Below are 21,171 nucleotides of genomic sequence, written 5' to 3' on the forward strand. Positions count from 1 at the left end.
CGCTCCGTGGAGCGCCCTTCTTGCATCAGGCATTCGGGTTGTGCGGTGGTCGCGGCGGCTCGCGGCGCGCGCGGGCACGCTGCATGAACCAGACCATTGCGAGAAGCAGGAGTGTGGGCACGAAGACCCATTCCTTGTCCGGACGACCCGCTGCGGGCAGTTCGATCGAGGTGATGTTGAAGCCCTGCTCAAGCCCGAGCTTTTCAGCGCGGCTACCGAACTTCACCGCAGCCACCTGAACGTCGTCACCCAGCGTCATCAGGGTCAGGCCCATGCGTGACAGGCGCTCACGCGCGTTGCCCGGCTCCCCGAGCGGCAGCAGCACGCCCTTGGACACCTCGTCACCCTCGAGCGTGAGTCCCTGCACCCAGACGCGCAGGTTGCCCTTGGGTGGCGCAGCTTCCACCAGTTGCGTGAGCTGGCTTGCCGGCACTTCGTCGTATGCGGGATACACCATGTCCAGCCAGAAGCCGGGGCGGAACAGGCTGAAGGTCACCAGCAGCAGAATGAGTGTTTCATGAACCTTGTTCCGGGTCACGAACCAGCCCTGCGTGGCTGCGGCAAACATCAGGCTGGCGATGGTGGCGCTGACGATCGTCATGATCAGGTGAAAGACATCGGTGATGCCGATCAGCAGCAACTGAGTGTTGAAGATGAACATGAAGGGCAGGATCGCCGTTCGGGCGCTGTAGCCGAATGCGGTGAAGCCGGTCTTGATCGGGTCGCTCTTCGCGATGCCTGCTGCCGCGTATGAAGCCAGTCCGACCGGTGGCGTGACGTCGGCCATCAGGCCGAAATAGAACACGAACAGATGGACGGCGATCAGCGGCACCAGCAGGCCCTGCTGGGCGCCGAGCTCGACGATCACGGGCGCCATCAGCGTCGACACCACGATGTAGTTCGCGGTGGTCGGCAGGCCCATGCCGAGGATGAGGCAGATCACCGCAACCAGCGACAGCATGATCATCAGGTTGCCACCGGACAGGATCTCGACCAGCTCGGTCATGGCCAGGCCGATACCGGTCAGGGTCACGGTGCCGACGATCACACCGGCGGTGGCGGTCGCGATGCCGATGCCGATCATGTTGCGGGCGCCGGTGACGAGGCCGTCGAACAGATCCTGGAAGCCGTGGCGAAGGGCCACGCCGAACTCGCCCTTGCCGCGGAAGAAGGCGAACAGCGGGCGTTGGGTGACGAGGATGAAGATCAGGAACAGGGTGGCCCAGAATGCGGACAGGGCAGGCGAGAGCTGCTCCACCATCAGGTTCCAGATCAGGGCGGCAACCGGCAGCAGGTAGTGCAGGCCGGACTTCAGGGTCGGCCCGATCTCGGGCAGGTACTCCATCTTGTCACCCGGCTTCTCCATGTGGAGCTCCGGGTATTTCGCGGCAAAGTGGATGATCGCGACGTAGGCGACGAGCATCATGGCGCCGACGATCAGGAAGGCGGATTCCCCAACAACGTCCTTGAGCCAGCCAAAACCCCAGTACACGATCGCGGCCAGAATGATCACGCCGGACACCGTCATCAGGGTGGTGATGGTGGCCTGTTGCCAGGGCAGGGGTTCGCGACGCGGCAGTCCCTGCAGGTTCATCTTCATCGCTTCGAGGTGAACGATGTAGAACAGCGCGATGTAGGAGATCAGTGCCGGTACGATGGCGTGCTTCATCACCTCGACGTAGGTGATGCCGACGTACTCCACCATCAGGAAGGCTGCTGCGCCCATGACCGGCGGCATCAACTGGCCGTTCACCGAGGAGGCGACTTCGACCGAGGCCGCCTTGTCGTCACGGTAGCCCACGCTTTTCATCAGCGGAATGGTGAAGGTGCCGGTGGTGACCACGTTTGCAATCGACGAGCCCGAGATCAGGCCGGTCGAGGCCGATGCCACGACGGCAGCCTTCGCCGGGCCGCCGCGCATGTGCCCGAGCAGCGCAATGGCCGACTTGATGAAGTAGTTGCCCGCGCCCGCGGTTTCCAGCAGGGCACCGAACAGTACGAACAGGAAGATGAAGCTGGCGGACACGCCGAGTGCGACGCCAAACACGCCCTCGGTGGTCAGCCACAGGTGGCTCATGCCCTTGGACAGAGACGCGCCGCGGTGGGCGATGACGTCCGGCATGTACTGGCCGAAAAAAATATAGATCAGGAAGAAGACCGCCAGAATCACCATCGGCAGGCCGAGGGCGCGACGAGCTGCTTCGAGCAGCAGAACGAGACCGGTGACTGCGACGACCAGGTCGAGCGTGGTCGGAATGCCGGGGCGGGATGCCAGTTCAGCGTAGAAAAGGAACAGGTAGCCAGCGCAGAATGCGGCGACGGTTGCCAGTATCCAGTCTACAACGGGGATATAGGCGCGCGGTGAGCCCTTGAATGCCGGGTAGGCGGCAAAGGCCATGAAGACGGCAAACGCCAGGTGAATGGCGCGGGACTCGGTATCGTTAAGGACGAAAACGCCGAGCGAGAACGGCAGGGGAGAGGCGATCCAGAGCTGGAACAGGGACCACGCCAGCGCAATGACAAGGAGAAACTGTGCTGCAAGACCCGTGGGTTTGCGACCACCGGTATCCGCTTCGGCAACGATCTGCTTCAGCTGTTCATCGGTCAGTTCGTGGGTTGTATGGGTTTTCTTCGAGCGGGTCATACGCCGCGCCTCCCCGGATTCAGGTGATACGCAAACGCAGCAACAGACTTTTGGCCTGTCGCTGCGTTGTCTGGATAACAGACGTCTCCCGAGTCGCTGTGCATTTCGGGAGACGTCCAGCAGGCCGGCATGATTAGACCGGCAGCCGGATTACATCCAGCCCTTTTCCTTGTAGTACTTGATCGCGCCATTGTGCAGCGGAGCAGACAGGCCGTCCTTGATCATGCCCTTCGGCTCCAGGTGGGCAAATGCCGGGTGCAGTTTCTTGAAGTCCTCGAAGTTCTCGAAGACAGCCTTGACCATGGTGTAGACCACGTCGTCAGACACCTTGGCTGAGGTCACGAAGCTGGCCACGACACCGAAGGTCTTGGTGGCGTCCGGGTTGTTCGCGTACATGCCGCCCGGGATGGTGACGGCTGCGTAGTACGGGAACTCCTTGATCAGCTTGTCGACGCCGGCACCGGTGACCGGAACCAGCTTTGCACCGCAGGTCGTGGTCGGATCCTGGATGTTGGCGGCGGGGTGGCCGACGACATAGGCGAAACCGTCGATCTTGTTGTCGCACAGTGCGGCGCTGTGCTCATCGGGCTTGAGTTCGGAGGTCAGCGAGAAGTCCGAGGTCTTCATGCCGAGTGCCGGCAGCAGCACGTCGACCGTCGCGCGCTGTCCCGAACCCGGGTTGCCGACGTTGAAGCGCTTGCCCTTGAAGTCCTCGAACTTGGTGACGCCGGCTTCCTTGCGGGCCAGTACGGTCAGCGGCTCGGGGTGCAGACCGAAGACGGCGCGCAGTTCGGTCACGGCACCACCGTCCTTGAACTGGTTCAGGCCCTTCACGGCGTTGAACTGGACATCGGACTGGGCGACGCCGAAGTCGAGTTCGCCAGCCTTGATGGTGTTGACGTTGTAGACCGATCCACCGGTACTTTCGACCGAGCAGCGAATGCCGTGCTGGGCGCGGTCCTTGTTCATCAGGCGGCAGATTGCGCCGCCAGCAGCGTAATACACGCCAGTTACGCCGCCGGTACCAATGGTCACAAACTTCGTCTCGGCCTGAGCCGGCGCTGCGCCGAGGGTGCCGACGATTGCGAGTGCTGCTGCGAGCGTGGTGAGCTTCTTCATGAGTTCTCCTGAAACCGTGCAGGTAAGGACCGCACCAGATAGGGTGCGCTGATGATGGCAGGCTGCGCTTGTTCGAAGCCCGCCGTGAAAATCCGGACAACAGAATGTCCTGCGATACTCAGACTACATGGAATACAAGCCCGCGCCAATGAGGGATACCCCGAAGTGACGCCGGGGGCATTCGCATCCACTGCTCCCGTCCTGTCACGCCGGGCCCGGATTTGCCGGATGCGTGGCCGACGCCGCCGAACCACCTCCGCGCAGCGTCTGCTGCGCTTGCTATCATCTGCGCATGATATCCATGACAACTCCCCGATTCGCTTCGGAGCGCGCTCCGGCCGACTTGCGCGACGCGCTCGGGAACCGGCACCTGCCGGCGGGCGCCGCGCCCCGGATCGTGTCCCTGGTGCCCTCGCTGACTGAACTGGTGTGCGAGCTGGGGCTCTCCGATGTGCTGGTCGGGCGCACGGGTTTCTGTATCCATCCGCGCGAGACCCTGCGCAAGGTGACCAAGATCGGTGGTACCAAGGATGTAAAGCTCGAAGCGGTGCGTGCGCTCGAACCGACCCACCTCATCGTCAATATCGACGAGAACCGGCGCGAGACGGTGGAGGCGCTGGCCGGGTTCGTGCCCAACGTGATCGTGACCCATCCCTGCGTGCCACAGGACAATTTCGGGCTCTACCAGCTGTTCGGTGGCATTTTCGGACGCGAGGCGGAGGCGGCCGCGCTGTCGGCCGGCCTGCGGGAGGCGCTCGATGAGGCGGCTGCCGTGAAGGCCGAGCACGGCGACGAGGCGGTGCTCTACCTCATCTGGCGCGAGCCCTGGATGACGGTATCCCGGGCAACCTATATCTCGGCGATGCTGGGGGCTGTGGGCTGGCAGAGCCTGCCGGCCGAGGATGAGCCGCGCTACCCCGAACTGGACTGGACTGCGCCCTGGATGCGTGCGGTCGAGCGGGTCTTTCTGTCGTCTGAGCCTTATCGCTTTACCGACCGGCACCTGGCCGAAGTCGGGGTGCTTTCGCAGCGGCCGTCCTGCCTGATCGATGGCGAGATGGCGTCGTGGTACGGCAGTCGTGCTGTCGAGGGGCTGCGCTACCTGGCCGGGCTGAGACGAAGCCTGGCCCTGCGTGGGGCAGGGTGAAGTTGCGGGTGCGAAGCCTCAGCACAGCCCTTCGGCAATGAAGCGCTCCGGCGTCAGTATCCGGAAGCGGTCACGCAGCACACTGTGGCGGGCGAGCTTGAGCAGCAGTTTGTCGCGGGTCAGCAGGTGGTCGACGCCGGCGTCGCGCGCAATTTCCAGAAACTTCTGATCGTCACGGTCGCGGCAGGCCGGCAACTGCAACGCGTCGGCTGCAGTTGCGGGCGCCGGATTGATGCGGTTGCGATAGGTGTCGAACAGCCGGGTCTGATCGTCGGGGCTGATGCTGAACTGTGAGTAGGCCAGCACCCGCCGGAATTCCTCGAGCGCATCGTCACGGCTGAAGAGCTTGAGCGTGCCGGCATCGATGGCGCTGGACAGTGATTCGAGAGCAGGGTCCTTGAAGTGCCACAGGGCCATCACCGTATTGGTGTCGAGGACCAGATTTCGTGCGGCCGTCATCGGGGTTCCAGAAAAAAGAAAGGGGGAAGGGCGAACCCTTCCCCCGGTCAGCAGGCGCTTATCCTGGGATCAGGCTGCAGCCTTGGGTGCGTCGAGACGCATCTTCACGAAGGAGCCGGGCGCATCTTCGATGGCCTTGAGCTTGCCCTTGGCGGGATCGCGCGCATCGACCTGGTCACCGTCGTGACCGAACACCCAGGCCTGCCAGTCGGTCCACCACGAACCGGGGTTCTGCTGGGCGCCTTCGAACCAGGCGTCGGCGGTGGCCGGCGACTTGGCTGCAGCGTTGACCCAGTAGCCGTACTTGTTGGCGACCGGCGGGTTGACGATGCCTGCGATGTGGCCGGAGCCGCCGAGGACGAAGCGAACCGGGCCGCCGAAGTTGAGCGAACCCGCGTAGGTGCTCTTCCACGGTGCGATGTGATCTTCGATGGCCGAGATGAAGTAGCACGGCACCTTGATCTTGCTCAGGTCAATCGGCACGCCGTCGATGACCACGCCACCCGGCTGCACCAGGCGGTTTTCCATGTACATGCCGCGCAGGTAGAAGCTGTGCATCTTGGCCGGCATGCGGGTGGAGTCGGAGTTCCAGTACAGCAGGTCGAACGGGAACGGATCCTTGCCCATCAGGTAGTTATTCACCACGAAGGACCAGATCAGGTCGTTCGAACGCAGCATGTTGAAGGTGCCGGCCATCTCCGAGCCTTCGAGATAGCCACGCTCGAACATCTTCTTCTCGAGGCTGGAAACCTGCTGCTCGTCGATGAAGACGCCAAGCTCGCCCGGATCGGAGAAGTCCGTCATCGTGGTGAAGAAGGTTGCCGAGGCAATGCGCTTCTGCTTCTTGCCTGCCAGGTAGGCAAGCGTGGTGGCCAGCAGCGTGCCGCCGAGACAGTAGCCTGCGGCGTTGATTTCCTTCTCGCCGGTTTGCTGCTCGATGGCGTCAAGCGCGGCAATGATGCCTTCCTTGACGTAGGACTCGAAGGTCTTCTCGGACTGCTTCTCGTCCGGGTTGACCCAGGAGATCACGAACACGGTGTGTCCCTGGTCCACGCACCACTTGATGTAGGAGTTCTTCTCGCGCAGGTCGAGGATGTAGAACTTGTTGATCCAGGGCGGCACGATCAGCAGCGGGCGCTTGAGAACCTTGTCGGTGCTCGGCGTGTATTGCAGCAGCTGCATCATGTCGGTCTGGAACACGACCTTGCCCGGCGTGGTGGCAACGTTCTTGCCCAGCTCGAAGGCGGTGGTGTCGGTCATCTTGACGCGCAGCTGACCGCCGCCGTCCTCGACGTCGCGCAGCAGGTTGTTCAGGCCCTTGATCAGGTTCTGACCGTGGCTCTTGACCGTTTCACGGAACACTTCCGGGTTGGTCAGGGCGAAGTTGGACGGCGACAGCGCGTCGATGTACTGACGGGTGTAGAAGTTGACCTTCTTCTGCGACTGCTCGTCGAGGCCATCCACACCGCTCACGGTGTCGTGGATGTGGCGGGCGGCGATGAGGTAGGACTGCTTCACGAAATCGAACATGAAGTGTTCCTGCCACTCTTCGTCCTTGAAGCGCTTGTCGGAGCGCTCGGGCGATGCGACAGGCGCAGCATGCATGCCGGCGAAACGCAGCATCGAGTGCTGCCACAGGGTGAAGTAGTCCCACACCAGGTTCATCTGCGACTGAGCGAGCTTGTACGGATTCGACAGCAGCTTTGCCATCATGTCCATGAATGCCTGGGCGATGCCGAGTTCGTCCGCGGGTGCGGCCACGCCCTTCTTGAGCTGGCGCTGTACGTGATCGCTGATCAGGTGGGAGGCGCGTTTGGCGACCTCGGCGTAGGTCTGAGCAACTTCCTGCGGATCGGGCAGCTCGGCTTGAGCGTTCTCGTTGGGTGCAGCCATCGTTGTTGTGCTCCTTGTTGGATCGGTCCGGAGACCAATCAGCTTATCTTGATGAAGCGAATCGCTCCATCATCTCCCTCCACCTTGCAAAGCTCTCCCTGCTTCACGAGATGGTTCAAATGGGCAATGGCCTCTCCCATGGCGAACATGACCTGATGCGTGTCCAGTTCGCGCGGAAAAAGCGTACCCAGCAACTCGCCAGCGCTCCGTGCAGTGCGGCATTCTGCCAATAGTGCAGCGCAGCGCTCGCGGTGATGTTCGATCAGTTCGTCGACTCTTTTACGTATGCCACGGAAAGGCCTGCCGTGGGATGGTAGCACGAGCGTGTCATCAGGCAAGTGATTGATGCGGCGCAATGAATCCAGGAACCAGCCCAGTGGATCGTCATCCGGCGTCGCTGCAAAAACGCTGACATTGGTGGAAATGCGCGGCAGCAGCATGTCGCCCGAGATCAGCACGCCGAGCGCAGCGCAATACAGGCTGGCGTGTTCGGGCGCATGGCCATAGCCGACGATGACCTCCCATTCTTGCGCGCCGATGCGGATGCGGTCGCCCGCGAACATGCGCTGGTAGCTCGAGGGCATCTCGGGCACGCCGCGACGATATCCGTTGCCACGCTCGGTGAGGGCGTCGAGGCGCTTTTCGTCGAGGCCGTGCCTGCGGAACTGCATGATCATGTCACCGACCGAATAACCGGGCAGCTGATGCCACAGAGCATGACCGCCGAGGAATTCACCTTGTGTCATGTGCAGCGTTGCACCATTGCGCGCAGTCAGCCAGGTGGCGAGCCCGAGGTGGTCCGGGTGGCAGTGGGTGATGATCAGGCGCGACAGGGGGCGCGGGTCGGCATCGAGAATCTGCGACCAGTGCTCCTTGATCGGTTCGAGGCCGAAACCGGTGTCCACCGCGGTCAGTGCGTCGCCGTCGTCGAGCAGCCACAGGTTGATGTGGTTCAGCGCAAAGGGCAGCGGCATGCGCACCCAGCCGATGCCGGGCGCCACCTGGGCAACGGTGCCGCCATCGGGCAGTTGTTCGAAGGGATACTGCAGTTCGTTCGCTGTCGTCATTCCTGATCTCGTGTCGTGTGGCGGGGGGCGAGATTCACATTGCCCAAACCCCCGGAATCTGCTTAACTTTTCCGCAGTACGGAACCCATTGTCAATCCTTCTCACGCTAATCACGCGTCCGGCCGCAGCCCTGTGGCGGCGACCGCAACAGCTCAAAATGGCCAGCGAACAGACTTACACGATCACCGAGCTTGCGCGCGAGTTCGACATCACCCCGCGTGCGATCCGCTTCTACGAAGACCAGGGCTTGCTCACGCCGGCCCGCACCGGGCGTGCCCGCGTCTATACCAAGGCTGATCGCACCCGTCTCAAGCTCATCCTGCGCGGCAAGCGCCTTGGTCTGTCACTGGCCGAAATCAACGAGTTGCTCGACATGTACGGCGGCGTGCGCAATTCCGCACCGCAGCTCGAGCGCTTTACCAAGGTGCTGGCGGAGCGGCGCGCCGCGCTCGAGCAGCAGCGCATCGACATCGAAGCCGTGCTGATCGAGATCGACAGTCTCGAGCGGCAGTGCAACGCCTTGCTCGGCCACAACCCCGAGGGGGCTGCGGCGGCACGGGCCGAACTGGTGAAGCACATCGACAGCGCGAGCACAGCGTGAGTCGTCCGCCGGCAGTCCCGGCTTGATTTTTTTGAATTTTAGTTTACGTTGACGTAAACGTAAAAACAAATAAAAATTAACCCACGGAGACACCCATGAGACACGAGGCACCTCAGTTTCAGCCCAAGGATCCGGACTATGCTGACCGTGTGCGGGCAAGCTTCGGCATGCAGCAGGCGATGCGGCTGATCGGGGCGGAGCTGGCGGAACTGGAGCCCGGGTTTGCGGAGATCCATCTGCCGCACCGGCCCGAGATCACCCAGCAGCATGGATATATCCATGGCGGGGTGGTCGGCATGATTGCCGACTCGGCCGCAGGCTATGCAGCCAATACGCTGACACCGCAGGACACCAGCGTGCTGACGGTGGAGTACAAGCTCAACCTGCTGGCGCCGGCGGACGGGCAGCGCCTGGTGGCGCGGGGCGAAGTGATCAAGCCCGGGCGCACGCTGCTGATCACGCGCGCCGAGGTGTATGCGGTGCGCGACGAACACTGGACCTTGTGCGCGGTGATGCAGCAGACCATCATCGCCATGCACGGCAAGAAGGACGGCGCAGCCTGAGGTCGATATGGCCGGCGCGCTGCGACGTCCGGCACAAGGCAACGAGGAGACCAAAGCATGACCGTCCGCCTGCTCACGATTACTGCCAGCGACGCTGCGGAGCTTGCGCATGTGCGCCAGTTCTTCCGCAACTATGCGGCCTGGCTGGGCGTCGATATGAACTTTCAGGGCTTCGCCGAAGAGCTTGCCGATCTTCCCGGCGCCTATGGCGCAGCCGACGGGCGCCTGTTCTACGCCGAGGTGGATGGCCGCCCGGCCGGGTGTGTCGGCGTGCGCCGCCTGTCGGACGGCATGTGCGAGATGAAGCGGCTGTATGTCGAGCCCGAGGCGCGCGGCACCGGTGTGGGGCGTCAGCTTGCCATGGCTGCAATCCAGGCGGCGAAGGCGCTCGGTTACCGGCGGGTGATGCTCGACACGCTGCCCGCGATGCGGATCGCGGTAAAGCTGTATCGCGAGCTCGGTTTCACCGAGGCGCCTTCCTACTACCAGACGCCGGTCGAGGGGACGGTGTTCATGACCCTCGATCTCGACAACTGGTCCGAGGCCGAGGTGAACAACGAGAACCTGTTCCACCTGTTCGATTTCAACGTGGCGTGGGCGCGCCAGATGCAGGAGGTCGACCCCGGTTTCTTCGAGAAGCTGGCGCATCTGCAGAGCCCGGAATACCTGTGGATCGGCTGCTCGGATTCGCGCGTGCCTGCCAACCAGATCGTCGGCCTGCTGCCGGGCGAGGTGTTCGTCCATCGCAATGTGGCCAACGTGGTGGTGCACACCGACCTCAACTGCCTGTCAGTCATCCAGTTCGCGGTCGATGTGCTCAAGGTGAAGCACATCATGGTGGTGGGCCACTATGGCTGTGGTGGCGTGAAAGCGGCACTCAACCGCGACCGTGTCGGCCTGGTCGATCTGTGGCTGCGTCATGTGCAGGACGTCCATGTCAAGCATCGCGGGGCGGTGGACGATTTGCCGCTGGATCAGCGACACGACCGTCTGTGCGAGTTCAACGTCATGGAGCAGGTGGTGAACGTGGCTCAGACGGTGGTGGTGCAGGATGCGTGGGCGCGCGGTCAGCGCCTGACCGTGCATGGCTGGATCTACGGCTTGAAGAACGGACTGATTCGCGATCTCGGGATCAACGTCAGCCGCAGCGAAGATTTGATGCCGCGCTATGCCGCGGCGCTCGAAGCACTCGGCAACTGAGTGCAGTCATTGTTCGAAAATGGAGAATTGCATGTCTGATCCCGTCGTTATCGTTTCCGTTGCCCGCACCCCGATGGGTGGCTTTCAGGGCGATCTGTCCGGCCTGACCGGCCCCCAGCTCGGCGCGGTCGCCATCAAGGCGGCGGTCGAGCGCGCCGGGCTGTCGCCCGAGCAGGTCGAGGAGGTCATCATGGGATGCGTGCTGCCCGCAGGCGTCGGTCAGGCGCCCGCACGTCAGGCCTCGCTGGGTGCAGGCCTGCCGCTGTCGGCCGGTTGCACCACGGTCAACAAGGTGTGTGGCTCAGGCATGAAGGCCACGATGCTGGCGCACGATCTGCTGCTGGCCGGAACCAACGATGTGATGGTGTCGGGCGGCATGGAGTCGATGTCGAACGCCCCCTACCTGCTGCCCAAGGCGCGCAGCGGCTATCGCCTCGGTCATGGTCAGATGCTCGATCACATGTTCCTCGACGGCCTGGAGGACAGCTATTCGAAGGAGACCAAGGGTCGTCTGATGGGCACCTTTGCCGAGGATTGTGCCTCGCACTTCGACTTTACCCGTGCGGCACAGGATGAGTTTGCGGTGGCGTCCACGACGCGTGCGCAGAACGCGATCAATGGCGGTGCATTCAGCTGGGAAGTGGCACCGGTGACGGTCTCCGGGCGCAAGGGCGATGTCGTGGTGGACAAGGACGAGCAGCCGCTGAAGGCGCAGCTCGACAAGATCGGCAGCCTCAAGCCTGCGTTCAGGAAGGACGGTACGGTCACGGCAGCAAACTCGTCGTCGATCTCCGATGGTGCGGCTGCGCTGGTACTGATGCGCAAGTCGACGGCGGAAAGGCTCGGCCTTTCGCCGCTGGCAACGATCATTGGCCACGCCACCCACGCGCAGGAGCCGGCGTGGTTTACGACGGCGCCGGTCGGTGCGATGCAGAAGGTGCTGGCCAAGGCTGGCTGGGGCGTCGAAGACGTCGACCTGTGGGAGATCAACGAGGCCTTTGCCGTGGTGACCATGGCGGCGATGAAGGAAATGAAGCTGCCGCATGACAGGGTCAACGTGAATGGCGGCGCTTGCGCGCTGGGTCATCCGATCGGTGCCTCGGGTGCCCGCATTCTGGTGACGCTGATCGGTGCGCTGCGCGCCAAGGGGCTCAAGCGTGGCGTTGCCAGCCTGTGCATCGGCGGTGGCGAGGCGACGGCGATGGCGATCGAGGTGAACACCTCGGTGAACTGCGGCTGATGGTTTGAAACCAGAAGGACCCGTGCGCGAAACCGCCGGCCGCGCCGCGTGCTTGTTCCGTGCGCTGCGGAACTCGGCCTGCGGCCTCGGACAGTCCTCGCGCACTCCTCAAGCACCCGACACGACCGGCTTGGCCGGTGTGCCCTCCCTAATCAATGCAATGAAGGCGCTAGCCTTCCTTGGGAAACTCCATGATTCTGACTGCTGAACAGGAAATGATCCGCGACTCCATCCGTGCTTTTGCGCAGGAGCGCCTTGCACCCTTTGCGGCCGACTGGGACCGCAATCACACCTTTCCGGCCGAAGCGCTGAAGGAACTCGCCGCGCTCGGCGCGCTGGGCATGGTTGTGCCCGAGGAGTGGGGCGGTGCCGGCATGGACTACATGAGCCTGGTGCTGGCGCTGGAAGAGATTGCCGCCGGCGACGGCGCAACCTCGACCATCGTCAGTGTGCAGAACTCGCTGCCCTGCGGCATCCTCAACCGTTTCGGTACCGACGCACAGAAGGAAGCCTGGCTGAAGCTGCTCGCCCGCGGCGAGAAGCTGGGCTGCTTCTGCCTGACCGAGCCGCATGTCGGCTCCGACGCGTCGGCCATCCGCACCTCGGCGGTGCGTGAGGGCGACGAGTGGGTGCTCAACGGGGTCAAGCAGTTCATCACCTCGGGCAAGCATGCCGACATGGCCATCGTGTTTGCAGTCACCGACAAGGCTGCGGGCAAGAAGGGCATTACCTGTTTCCTCGTTCCCGCCAACGCGCCCGGTTACCAGGTGGGGCGCATCGAGGAGAAGATGGGCCAGAAGGCGTCCGACACCACGCAGATCCTGTTCGAGAACTGCCGCATTCCGGCCGATTCGGTGATCGGTGAGGAAGGTCAGGGCTACAAGATCGCGCTGGCCAACCTCGAGGCGGGTCGCATCGGTATCGCCGCGCAGTGCCTGGGCATGGCGCGTGCCGCGCTGGAGGCGGCGGTCAAGTATGCGCAGGAACGCGAGAGCTTCGGCAAGCCGATCTTCGAGCATCAGGCGGTCAATTTCCGCCTTGCCGACATGGCGACACAGCTTGAGGCCGCGCGCCAGCTCGTGTGGCATGCGGCCACGCTCAAGGATGCCGGTCGGCCCTGCCTCAAGGAGGCGTCGATGGCCAAGCTGTTTGCCTCCGAGATGGCCGAAAAGGTCTGCTCCGACGCGATTCAGGTGCATGGCGGCTATGGCTACGTCAGCGACTTCCCGGTCGAGCGCATCTACCGCGATGTCCGTGTGTGCCAGATCTACGAGGGTGCGAGCGATATCCAGAAGCTGGTGATCGGTCGCGCGCTCGCCGGCTGATCGTCAGCCGTGCTTCCGGTCCTGCGGGTTGTGGTGGCGGGTTTCCCTCCCTCTCTTCCCGTTGCTGAATCCGCAGGATTTTTTCCAGTCTTGATGGAGTGACTGCCGTGCCCGGTACTGCAAACCCGATTGAATTCTGGTTCGATTTTTCCTCGCCCTACGGCTACTTCATGGCGGAAAAGATCGATGCGCTGGCCGCCAGGTATGGCCGCGAAGTGGCCTGGCATCCATACTTGCTGGGTGCGGTGTACAAGGTTACCGGTGGCGTGCCGCTGACCGGCCTGCCGATGAAGGGCGAATACGCGCTGCACGACATCGTCCGCAGCGCCCGTTATCTTGGGCTGCCATTCGTGGTCCCCGAGCCGTTCCCGGTGGCAACCCAGCATGCCGCACGTGCGTTCTACCATCTGCAGGACACCGATCCGGCGCTGGCGCGACGCTTTGCGCTGGCCGTATTCCGCGCCTTCTTTGTCGACGGTCTCGACATCTCGTCGCTCGATACGGTAAAGCAGGTGGCCGAATCCGTCGGCGCGCCGGGTGATGAACTCGGTGCAGCCGTCTCAGCCGATGCCATCAAGGCCAGACTGAAGGCCGAATGCGAGGCGGCCCTTGCGCGCGGGATCTTCGGTTCGCCTTATGTCGTCATCGATGGCGAGTGCTTCTGGGGTGTCGACCGCCTGCCTCAGATCGAGCGCTGGCTGGAGACGGGCGGCTTCTGAGTCTGCCGGGTCACACCTCGAAGCCGTCGCCGGTCGCAAAGAAGTGCCCGCCGGCACGATAGTGGATGGTGCGTTTTCCCCATCCTGAAATGACCATCGGCCGTTGCTGAAGACGGCCGGGTCGGCCCAGGCGGCCACCACTTCGGCCACAAACAGATCGTACTTGCGCTGATTCTCCGGTTCGGGAATCACCCTGCACTCCAGCCAGCCGAGGCAGCCTTCAACGAGCGGGGCGCCGACGGCAGACGCCGGGCTCGTCGTGATCTCCAGCGCTGCGAGCTTGTCACCCTCGCGGCCGCTGACCGACCCCGCCTGCAGCACGGTCTCGGCGATCCTCAGGGACGGGATGTTGAGCACGAACTCTCCACTGGCCTCGACAAGCTCTCGTGTCAGGGTACTGCGGTCTATCACCACGGCAACCTTGGGCGGGTCGAAGTCGAGCGGCATTGCCCACGACGCGGCCATGACGTTCCGGCGCTCGCCCGCAGCGCTGCTGACGAGCGTGACCGGGCCGTGGTTCAGCAGCAGGTAGGCCTTGTTCAGATCGACGGCCGTGCGTTGGCTCATGAGGCAGACACTCCTGTACTCGTGAAACGGTCAAGGGTACGACAGGGCGCTGCCGGTTTGTGGGCAAGCTGAGCGTAGAATGCCCATCCACGGCAAGACTGTTCTGGCCGGCATGCACTTTCCCGTTTGCAGATCGTGTTCAGCTAACCCATGCGTCAATTTCTGCATTCACTGCGCGCCAGGCTGGTTGCACTGGTAGTACTCGTAGCCCTTCCGGGTGTGGCGATGCTGGCTGTCAACGCATGGAAGGGGCGCATCGAGGCGATCGAGGGTGCCCAGCAGCAGGCGATCGATACCGCCAGCCTCCTGGCAAGTGATCAGGCTCGCCTGATCGAGGAAACGCGGCGCTACCTGGAGCGCCTGGCCCAGTTTCCGGAAGTTCAGCAGCCGGCATCCCCTGCATGCAGCGCGTTTCTGACCAAGGTGCTGGGGCTGACGGAGCGTTACGTCAATCTGGGCGTACCGGGTGCGGATGGTGAACTGCTGTGCAACGCCTTGCCGCTGAAGACCCGGGTCAATGTTGCGGACCGCTCATACATCCGCCGTGCGCTCGACAAGGGGGAGTTTTCGATCGGCGAGTTCCAGACCGACCGGGCCGCAGGCGTGACCAGCGTGAATTTTGCCTACCCTGTTGTTGCGCCAGCCGATGGCCGCGTCGTGGGGGCCGCCGTTGCGGTCATTTCACTCTCGTGGTGGAGCGAGCGTCTGGCCGAGACGCGGCTGCCGGAGAAATCGATTGCCTACATTGCCGATGCGGACAACCGGATCGTGGCGCATTTTCCCGAGGCCCGGGATCGCCTGGGGCTGAAGCTCGGCGAGCTGAACATCCAGACGCCGGACGCGGACAGTGCCTCGAACTACACGGTCGCGGTCAGCAAGGACGGGAGCGGAATAACGCGCATCTTCGCCCTCATGCGGCTGGTCGATCGCGATTTCGGCAGTCCGGTCTTTGTCGGCGTCGGCATCCCTTTCGATGCACGGATGGCAGCGATCGAATCGCAGGCAATCAAGGGCGCGCTGATGCTGCTGTTCTTCGTCGCGCTGATGTTCGTGACGGCGATGTGGGGCGTGCGGGTGAGCATCCTGCAGCCTCTTGAGCAGCTGACCCGGTCGACGGGGGCGCTGGAGTCAGGCAAGCATCAGCACGTCGCGCAGTTCAAGGGCGCGCTTGAGCTGGTCCGGCTGCAGGAGCGTTTCTCGCGCATGGCGAGAAAGCGGCTGGAGACCGAGAAGCAGCTGCAGGACAGCAAGAACTACAACCGCATGCTGTTCGAGACGACGCCGGTCGGTCTGGCGCTGCGCTCCCGGGACGGGCGGCTGCTCGACGTCAACCCGGCGTTTGCCGCGATTCTCGGGCGCACGATTGCGGAAACCAAGGCGCTCAATTATCGGGACATCATCGAGCCGGAGCGGGCCGACGACGAAGTCCGTCAGCTGGAACGTCTTCGCGTCATGGAGTCGTGCTGCCGTTACGAAGTCGATTACCGGCACCGTGATGGCCACAGCATCCCGGTGCGCGTATCCAGCATGGTGCTTGAGCGCGGTGGGGAGCGGCTGATCTGGTCGAGTGTCGAGGACGTGACCGCGGACAAGCAGGCCGAGGCCAGTCTTCGTCTGGCCGCCAGTGTCTTCACCCATGCCCGCGAAGGCATCTTCATCACCGATGCCGAGGGCAGGATCGTCGATGCAAACCAGACCTTCTGCGAGATCACCGGTTACGCTCGCGAAGAGTTCATCGGCCAGCCCGCGAACCTGCTTGGGTCGGGCAGCCAGACGCCCGACTATCACGCCGCCATGTGGCGGATGCTGCGAGAACGCGGTCACTGGTATGGCGAGATCTGGAGCGACAAGAAGAGCGGCGAACACTATGCGGCGATGCTCACGATCAGTTCGGTGCGGGACATCAGCGGCGGCATCACGAACTACGTTGCCCTGCTGACCGACATCACCCTGATGAAGGCGCACGAAAAGCAGCTTGAGCATATCGCGCACTACGATGCACTGACCGGGCTCCCGAACCGGGTGCTGCTGGCGGACCGGTTGAAGCATGCGATGGCGCAGAGTCAGCGGCGGGGGCTGTCGCTTGCCGTCGCCTATCTCGATCTGGATGGCTTCAAGCCGGTCAATGACACGCATGGACACAATGTCGGCGACAAGCTTCTGAACGTCCTTTCCGACCGCATGAAGGATGCGTTGCGGGACGGCGATACGCTGGCGCGCATCGGCGGCGACGAGTTCGTCGCAGTGCTGACCGACCTCCACACGCGGAAGGACGGTGAGGTCGTGCTTGATCGCATGCTGCAGGCAGTGGCCGAGCCGGTGACCGTCGATGGGCTCGTACTGCGTGTTTCCGCGAGTATCGGGGTCACGCTGTATCCGCAGGATGCCGCAGAGGCCGAAGTGCTGATGCGCCATGCCGACCAGGCCATGTATCTGGCCAAGCAGGCCGGCAAGAATCGCTGCCACTTTTTCGACGTCAGCTACGACGCTGAGCTCAAATCCCTGCACGCCAGCCGCCAGGCCGTCCGCGAGGGCTTCGAGCGGGGAGAGTTTCTGCTTCACTACCAACCCAAGGTCAACCTGAAGACCGGAGTGGTGGTCGGCCTGGAGGCGCTGATCCGGTGGCAGCATCCGGTTCGCGGCTTGCTGGTGCCGGACGGTTTTCTGCCCCAGATCGAGGATCATGTCATCAGCGTCGAGGTCGGCGAGTGGGTGATCGATACGGTGCTCAGCCAGCTGGATGCATGGCGTGCCGCCGGACTCAACCTGCCGGTCAGCGTGAACGTCGGCGCACGCCAGTTGCAGCAAGGCGATTTCGTCGTGCGTCTTGCTGCGCTGCTTGCGGCCCACCCGGAGGTGGATCCGCAGCTGCTCGAGCTTGAGATCGTGGAGACCAATGCGCTCGAAGACATGGAGCAGGTCTGCGAGCTGATGCACGCCTGCCTTGCGATGGGCGTCAGGTTTTCGCTGGACGACTTCGGTACCGGGTATTCCTCGCTGACCTACCTGAGACGCCTGCCTGCAGGCCTGCTGAAAATCGACCAGAGCTTTGTGCGGGACATGCTCGACGATGCCGACGATATGGCAATCGTCGAGGGCGTCGTCGGTCTGGCCGCGGCCTTCCAGCGCGATGTGCTCGCCGAGGGGGTCGAAACCGTGGCGCATGGAACGAAACTGCTCGAGCTGGGCTGCGTGCTTGCCCAGGGCTTTGGGATTGCGCGTCCGATGCCGTCGGACGCGGTGCCTGCGTGGGTGACCAGCTGGCGACCCGATTCGGCGTGGAACCCCGGCAAGCCGGACGCCGGGGCGGGCGACGGAGGTGGGGACGCAGGGTAAAATGCGCGGCGTCCACTTCACCCCACCCGCCATGCACAAGACCCTGACGTCCTTCACCGGCTCGTCTGCGCCGGCCGAATTCGATCATCCGCGTCCAGCGCGTCTGCTCGAGGGCAATCCCTTGCGCACGACCTGGAATCATTACGAACAGGACGGCGTGTCTGCCGGCGCCTGGTCCTGCGAACCCGGTGCCTGGCGCATCGCCTTCGCCGACGATACCGACGAGTTCTTCCACGTGTTGAGCGGGCGCATCCGCATCACCGATGAGGGCGGGGTGGCGCGTGAGTTCGGTGCGGGCGAAGCCTGCGTGATCCCCGCCGGCTTCAAGGGCGTGTTCGAGGTGCTGGAGGCGGTCAGCAAGCACTACGTATTGGTGAAACGAGGGGCACAGTGATGCTGCAGGCAGGGCGTGGTTCCGGCTGGCTGTGCGAAAGAGGAGCTTGCCGGTGTCGAACGTGCAGAAGCTGAACGCCGAAACGGCGCAGGCTATCAAGGTCCTGAGCGGGCTGGATTTTTCCGGTGCAGAGGCGCGGGCGCTGGGCGGCGGCTGCATCAACCGGGTGCTCGAGGTGCGCGCGCATGACGGGCCCTGCTGTCTCAAGCTGAACGCTGCGGGCGCACTGCCGATGTTCGATGCTGAGGCCGATGGCCTGGCGGCGCTGGCCGGGAATGGTGCCTTTCGGGTGCCGCAGGTCCTGGCGTGCGGTGCGACGGCGGATGAGGCCTTCCTGCTGCTTGAATACATCGAACTGCATCCGCTCTCGGGCGCGGAAGATGGCCGCCGCTTTGCCGAAGCGCTGGTGCAACTGCATCTCGATATTGGTGAGGACTTTGGCTGGGGGCGCGACAACTTCATCGGCGCAAGTCCTCAGGCGAACACCCCGCACCACGCCTGGGCACAATTCTTCGTCAGATGCCGGCTGGCGCCGCAGCTGGAACGGGCGCGCTCAGCCGGCTACGGCACGGCGCTTGGGTCCGAGCTCGAACAGGTGCTGGCGCGTGTGCCTGCCATGTTCCTGGACTACTGTCCGCGCCCCAGCCTGCTCCATGGCGATCTGTGGAACGGCAACGCCGCCGTGGATGCCGGGGGCCGGCCGGTGATCTTCGATCCTGCCGTCTATCGCGGCGACCGCGATGCGGACCTGGCGATGAGCGAGCTGTTTGGCGGCTTCCCCACCGCCTTCTACGCCACCTACCGTGCGGCCTTGCCGCCGGCCGAAGGCTACGCGCAGCGCAAGACGCTCTACAACCTTTATCACGTGCTGAACCATCTCAACCTCTTCGGTCGTGCCTACCTCGGGCAGGCCGAGCGCATGGTCCGCAGTCTGGCGTCCGAGCTGCTGCGCTAGCGCAGGTGGCAAGGCTCAGAGCGGGCGGCGGATGGTCATGGCGCCACGGATCTCGCCCACCGTGTAGCCGGTGGCCTTGTCGTCGGGGTACAAGGCCTGCAGCTTCGTCCTGACCGCCGGGTCGATGTCGGTATCGCTGCCGTGGCAGGACAGGCAGAGCGCCTGCGTGGGCAAGGCCTTCATGTAGCGGTAGGACTCTACCCCGCCCTCGACGACGACCTCGCCTTTCTCCAGCGTTGCGGGCGCCTCTCCGGCCGCTGCGCGGCGGTCGAAGGCCTCCAGTGCCGCGCGCTCCCAGGCGTCGGGAACCGCCTTTGGATTGCGGTTCTTGAGACTCACGCGGCGGATATTCCAGCCGGTTCTCTCCGACGCGGCCTTCGCCATCTGTGGCGCCTTGTCGCGGCACACGCCGATTGCGCCCTCGGTGCCGCCCTTTGCAATCTCCCCCTGCAGTACGGCAATCAGTTTCGGCGGAATGCTGCTTGCCACCCCGCGAGCCTCGGCCAGCAGCGCAGTTTCGTCCGCCACGGCGTGAGCTGCGGAAAGGGTCAGCAACACGGGAACAAGGGCGCTTAGCAGTGGATGTCGCATGGAGGGCTCCTTCCAGATCGGGTAAATAAGCGAATCATTATGCGCCTGTCGCTGCGGGTGGGCCAGTGCAGGGGCTTGATGCGGGGCGTGAGCGCACGCGGTCTGGCAATCCTGAAGGCATGAGTCCGGGCGCCTTCTCTGGGAGGCAATCCTTGATCAAGGCCTGAACCCTTCGGTCTGGAAGTCGAGGAGAGCCGGGCGGGATGAGCGAAACTGGCGCGTTTTGCGGCACACTTCAGTGATCAGCGCTTTGCCGTCGATGTGCGCGAGGCCGAAAATACCTGGCTGAACCAGGGCATTCGCGGTGTGCCGGCAATGATCTTCAATCGTCGCCACCCTGTGACCGGTGCGCAAGGCGTCGACAACTGCACAAGTATCCCGGCGCAGCTGGCAGAGATGCCCGATTGAGCGCGTTTTCAACGATCAACAAGGGGGTCTGAATCATGTCCGAAGTGACCAAATACGTCCCGCCAGCGGTCTGGACCTGGGATGCCGAGAATGGCGGGGAGTGGGCCAAGATCAATCGACCGCTTGCCGGGGCTACGCACGAGGCCGCGCTGCCGCGCGGCAAGCATCCCCTGCAGCTATATTCGATGGGTACACCCAATGGGCAGAAGGTCACGATCCTGCTTGAGGAGTTGCTGGCGCTGGGTGTGAGCGGCGCGGAATATGACGCTCATCTGATCCGGATTGCCAAGGGCGAACAGTTTTCTACCGGTTTCGTCGAGGTCAATCCAAACTCGAAGATCCCGGCGCTCTTCGATGCCGGTACCGGCAGCCGTGTGTTTGAAAGCGGCGCGATTCTCCTCTATCTGGCGGAGAAGTTCGGCCATTTCCTGCCCAAGGATGTGGCTGCGCGCACCGAGGTGCTGAACTGGCTGTTCTGGCTGCAGGGTTCGGCGCCTTACCTTGGCGGCGGCTTCGGGCATTTCTACGCCTATGCACCCGAGAAGTTCGAATACCCGATCAATCGCTTCACCATGGAGGTGAAGCGCCAGATGGATGTGCTCGACCGGGAGCTGGCTGCGCATCGCTATCTGGGCGGCGACGAATACTCCATCGCCGACATTGCGACATGGCCCTGGTACGGCAATCTGGTCCTCGGTGAAGCCTATGGCGCGGGCGAGTTTCTGCAGGTCGAAAGCTACGGTAACCTGCGCCGCTGGGCCGAGGAGATCCGCCAGCGTCCTGCTGTCCAGCGCGGACGCAAGGTCAACCGGACCTGGGGCAAGCCATCGGAGCAGCTGCACGAGCGCCACGATGCATCCGATTTCGAGCTCCGGACCCAGGACAAGCTGGATCCCGAAAGCGCTGCCTGAGCAACGTTTCGGCAGCGGAGATTTACATGCGA

17 protein-coding genes and 2 pseudogenes are annotated in these 21,171 nt (G+C 63.5%); 11 read left to right on the forward strand and 8 right to left on the reverse strand.

Features of this window, described 5'->3' with window-relative positions:
• Positions 1 to 25: 25 nt before the first annotated feature.
• On the reverse strand, positions 26 to 2,644 hold the full coding sequence (locus tag CEW83_RS16860) for a TRAP transporter permease (protein ID WP_108950373.1): 2,619 nt from the start codon (positions 2,642 to 2,644) through the stop codon (positions 26 to 28).
• A gap of 150 nt (positions 2,645 to 2,794) precedes the next feature.
• Positions 2,795 to 3,763 (reverse strand): TAXI family TRAP transporter solute-binding subunit, encoded by a 969-nt coding sequence (locus CEW83_RS16865; protein ID WP_108950374.1) that lies wholly within the window; start codon positions 3,761 to 3,763, stop codon positions 2,795 to 2,797.
• A 301-nt stretch (positions 3,764 to 4,064) separates the two neighbouring features.
• On the opposite strand from CEW83_RS16865, the gene CEW83_RS16870 reads away from it, so the two are divergent.
• On the forward strand, positions 4,065 to 4,910 hold the full coding sequence (locus CEW83_RS16870) for a helical backbone metal receptor (protein WP_108950375.1): 846 nt from the start codon (positions 4,065 to 4,067) through the stop codon (positions 4,908 to 4,910).
• Positions 4,911 to 4,928: 18 nt separating this feature from the next.
• Here the strand turns inward: CEW83_RS16870 and CEW83_RS16875 are convergent, their stop codons facing one another.
• The 3 genes from CEW83_RS16875 to CEW83_RS16885 all read right to left on the reverse strand — a co-directional run bounded on the left by CEW83_RS16875 (position 4,929) and on the right by CEW83_RS16885 (position 8,329).
• Positions 4,929 to 5,369, reverse strand: a complete 441-nt coding sequence (locus CEW83_RS16875; protein ID WP_108950376.1) for a PIN domain-containing protein — start codon at positions 5,367 to 5,369, stop codon at positions 4,929 to 4,931.
• A gap of 69 nt (positions 5,370 to 5,438) precedes the next feature.
• Positions 5,439 to 7,262, reverse strand: coding sequence for a PHA/PHB synthase family protein (locus CEW83_RS16880; protein WP_108950377.1), 1,824 nt, complete (start codon positions 7,260 to 7,262; stop codon positions 5,439 to 5,441).
• Positions 7,263 to 7,300: 38 nt separating this feature from the next.
• Positions 7,301 to 8,329 carry an MBL fold metallo-hydrolase gene (locus CEW83_RS16885; RefSeq protein ID WP_108950378.1) on the reverse strand — a complete coding sequence of 343 codons (1,029 nt, stop codon included), beginning with the start codon at positions 8,327 to 8,329 and terminating at the stop codon, positions 7,301 to 7,303.
• A 157-nt stretch (positions 8,330 to 8,486) separates the two neighbouring features.
• Between CEW83_RS16885 and CEW83_RS16890 the strand changes: the two genes are divergently transcribed.
• The 6 genes and pseudogenes from CEW83_RS16890 to CEW83_RS16915 all read left to right on the forward strand — a co-directional run bounded on the left by CEW83_RS16890 (position 8,487) and on the right by CEW83_RS16915 (position 13,977).
• Positions 8,487 to 8,930, forward strand: a complete 444-nt coding sequence (locus CEW83_RS16890; RefSeq protein WP_108950379.1) for a MerR family transcriptional regulator — start codon at positions 8,487 to 8,489, stop codon at positions 8,928 to 8,930.
• Between the two features lie 95 nt (positions 8,931 to 9,025).
• A complete protein-coding gene (locus CEW83_RS16895) occupies positions 9,026 to 9,493 on the forward strand; it encodes a PaaI family thioesterase (RefSeq protein ID WP_108950380.1) in 468 nt (155 codons plus the stop codon).
• A 27-nt stretch (positions 9,494 to 9,520) separates the two neighbouring features.
• Positions 9,521 to 10,693 (forward strand): annotated as a pseudogene (can, locus tag CEW83_RS16900) (carbonate dehydratase); the annotation flags it as partial.
• A gap of 31 nt (positions 10,694 to 10,724) precedes the next feature.
• Positions 10,725 to 11,933 (forward strand): acetyl-CoA C-acetyltransferase, encoded by a 1,209-nt coding sequence (locus tag CEW83_RS16905; protein ID WP_108950382.1) that lies wholly within the window; start codon positions 10,725 to 10,727, stop codon positions 11,931 to 11,933.
• A gap of 191 nt (positions 11,934 to 12,124) precedes the next feature.
• The gene (locus CEW83_RS16910; RefSeq protein WP_108950383.1) at positions 12,125 to 13,258 is read left to right on the forward strand and encodes an acyl-CoA dehydrogenase; all 1,134 of its coding nucleotides are present in this window, start codon (positions 12,125 to 12,127) and stop codon (positions 13,256 to 13,258) included.
• Between the two features lie 107 nt (positions 13,259 to 13,365).
• The gene (locus CEW83_RS16915) at positions 13,366 to 13,977 is read left to right on the forward strand and encodes a 2-hydroxychromene-2-carboxylate isomerase (RefSeq protein WP_234418879.1); all 612 of its coding nucleotides are present in this window, start codon (positions 13,366 to 13,368) and stop codon (positions 13,975 to 13,977) included.
• A gap of 171 nt (positions 13,978 to 14,148) precedes the next feature.
• On the opposite strand, the pseudogene CEW83_RS21490 reads toward CEW83_RS16915, so the two are convergent.
• A pseudogene (locus tag CEW83_RS21490) lies at positions 14,149 to 14,544 on the reverse strand (flavin reductase family protein); the annotation flags it as partial.
• 150 nt (positions 14,545 to 14,694) lie between these two features.
• Between CEW83_RS21490 and CEW83_RS16925 the strand changes: the two are divergent.
• From CEW83_RS16925 to CEW83_RS16935, 3 genes are read left to right on the forward strand one after another with little or no spacing between them, the layout of a single operon-like run.
• Positions 14,695 to 17,880: an EAL domain-containing protein gene (locus CEW83_RS16925; RefSeq protein WP_108950384.1), complete on the forward strand. Its 3,186-nt coding sequence runs from the start codon at positions 14,695 to 14,697 to the stop codon at positions 17,878 to 17,880.
• A gap of 1 nt (position 17,881) precedes the next feature.
• Positions 17,882 to 18,274: a cupin domain-containing protein gene (locus CEW83_RS16930; RefSeq protein WP_234418880.1), complete on the forward strand. Its 393-nt coding sequence runs from the start codon at positions 17,882 to 17,884 to the stop codon at positions 18,272 to 18,274.
• Between the two features lie 52 nt (positions 18,275 to 18,326).
• On the forward strand, positions 18,327 to 19,229 hold the full coding sequence (locus CEW83_RS16935) for a fructosamine kinase family protein (RefSeq protein ID WP_420094082.1): 903 nt from the start codon (positions 18,327 to 18,329) through the stop codon (positions 19,227 to 19,229).
• 15 nt (positions 19,230 to 19,244) lie between these two features.
• Here the strand turns inward: CEW83_RS16935 and CEW83_RS16940 are convergent, their stop codons facing one another.
• Together CEW83_RS16940 and CEW83_RS21495 are read right to left on the reverse strand one after the other, a co-directional pair.
• The gene (locus CEW83_RS16940) at positions 19,245 to 19,820 is read right to left on the reverse strand and encodes a Tll0287-like domain-containing protein (RefSeq protein ID WP_108950387.1); all 576 of its coding nucleotides are present in this window, start codon (positions 19,818 to 19,820) and stop codon (positions 19,245 to 19,247) included.
• A 156-nt stretch (positions 19,821 to 19,976) separates the two neighbouring features.
• Complete coding sequence (locus CEW83_RS21495) at positions 19,977 to 20,156, reverse strand: hypothetical protein (RefSeq protein WP_234418882.1); 180 nt, start codon at positions 20,154 to 20,156, stop codon at positions 19,977 to 19,979.
• A gap of 107 nt (positions 20,157 to 20,263) precedes the next feature.
• Here CEW83_RS21495 and yghU point away from each other — a divergent pair, with 107 nt between their 5' ends.
• Entirely contained in the window at positions 20,264 to 21,139 is an 876-nt protein-coding gene (gene yghU, locus CEW83_RS16945) for a glutathione-dependent disulfide-bond oxidoreductase (RefSeq protein ID WP_108950388.1), read from the forward strand.
• The last annotated feature ends 32 nt before the right edge of the window (positions 21,140 to 21,171 follow it).

Source organism: Parazoarcus communis (assembly GCF_003111645.1).
Lineage (GTDB): Bacteria > Pseudomonadota > Gammaproteobacteria > Burkholderiales > Rhodocyclaceae > Parazoarcus > Parazoarcus communis_A.

What these genes read in the sequence shown, in the direction of transcription:
- CEW83_RS16860 (WP_108950373.1), bottom strand. Translation starts at nt 2,644, where the DNA reads ATGACCCGCTCGAAGAAAACCCATACAACCCACGAACTGACCGATGAA.
- CEW83_RS16870 (WP_108950375.1), top strand. Translation starts at nt 4,065, where the DNA reads ATGACAACTCCCCGATTCGCTTCGGAGCGCGCTCCGGCCGACTTGCGC.
- CEW83_RS16880 (WP_108950377.1), bottom strand. Translation starts at nt 7,262, where the DNA reads ATGGCTGCACCCAACGAGAACGCTCAAGCCGAGCTGCCCGATCCGCAG.
- CEW83_RS16875 (WP_108950376.1), bottom strand. Translation starts at nt 5,369, where the DNA reads ATGACGGCCGCACGAAATCTGGTCCTCGACACCAATACGGTGATGGCC.
- CEW83_RS16895 (WP_108950380.1), top strand. Translation starts at nt 9,026, where the DNA reads ATGAGACACGAGGCACCTCAGTTTCAGCCCAAGGATCCGGACTATGCT.
- CEW83_RS16940 (WP_108950387.1), bottom strand. Translation starts at nt 19,820, where the DNA reads ATGCGACATCCACTGCTAAGCGCCCTTGTTCCCGTGTTGCTGACCCTT.
- CEW83_RS16865 (WP_108950374.1), bottom strand. Translation starts at nt 3,763, where the DNA reads ATGAAGAAGCTCACCACGCTCGCAGCAGCACTCGCAATCGTCGGCACC.
- CEW83_RS16930 (WP_234418880.1), top strand. Translation starts at nt 17,882, where the DNA reads ATGCGCGGCGTCCACTTCACCCCACCCGCCATGCACAAGACCCTGACG.
- CEW83_RS16885 (WP_108950378.1), bottom strand. Translation starts at nt 8,329, where the DNA reads ATGACGACAGCGAACGAACTGCAGTATCCCTTCGAACAACTGCCCGAT.
- CEW83_RS16910 (WP_108950383.1), top strand. Translation starts at nt 12,125, where the DNA reads ATGATTCTGACTGCTGAACAGGAAATGATCCGCGACTCCATCCGTGCT.
- yghU (WP_108950388.1), top strand. Translation starts at nt 20,264, where the DNA reads ATGTCCGAAGTGACCAAATACGTCCCGCCAGCGGTCTGGACCTGGGAT.
- CEW83_RS16890 (WP_108950379.1), top strand. Translation starts at nt 8,487, where the DNA reads ATGGCCAGCGAACAGACTTACACGATCACCGAGCTTGCGCGCGAGTTC.
- CEW83_RS16925 (WP_108950384.1), top strand. Translation starts at nt 14,695, where the DNA reads ATGCGTCAATTTCTGCATTCACTGCGCGCCAGGCTGGTTGCACTGGTA.
- CEW83_RS16905 (WP_108950382.1), top strand. Translation starts at nt 10,725, where the DNA reads ATGTCTGATCCCGTCGTTATCGTTTCCGTTGCCCGCACCCCGATGGGT.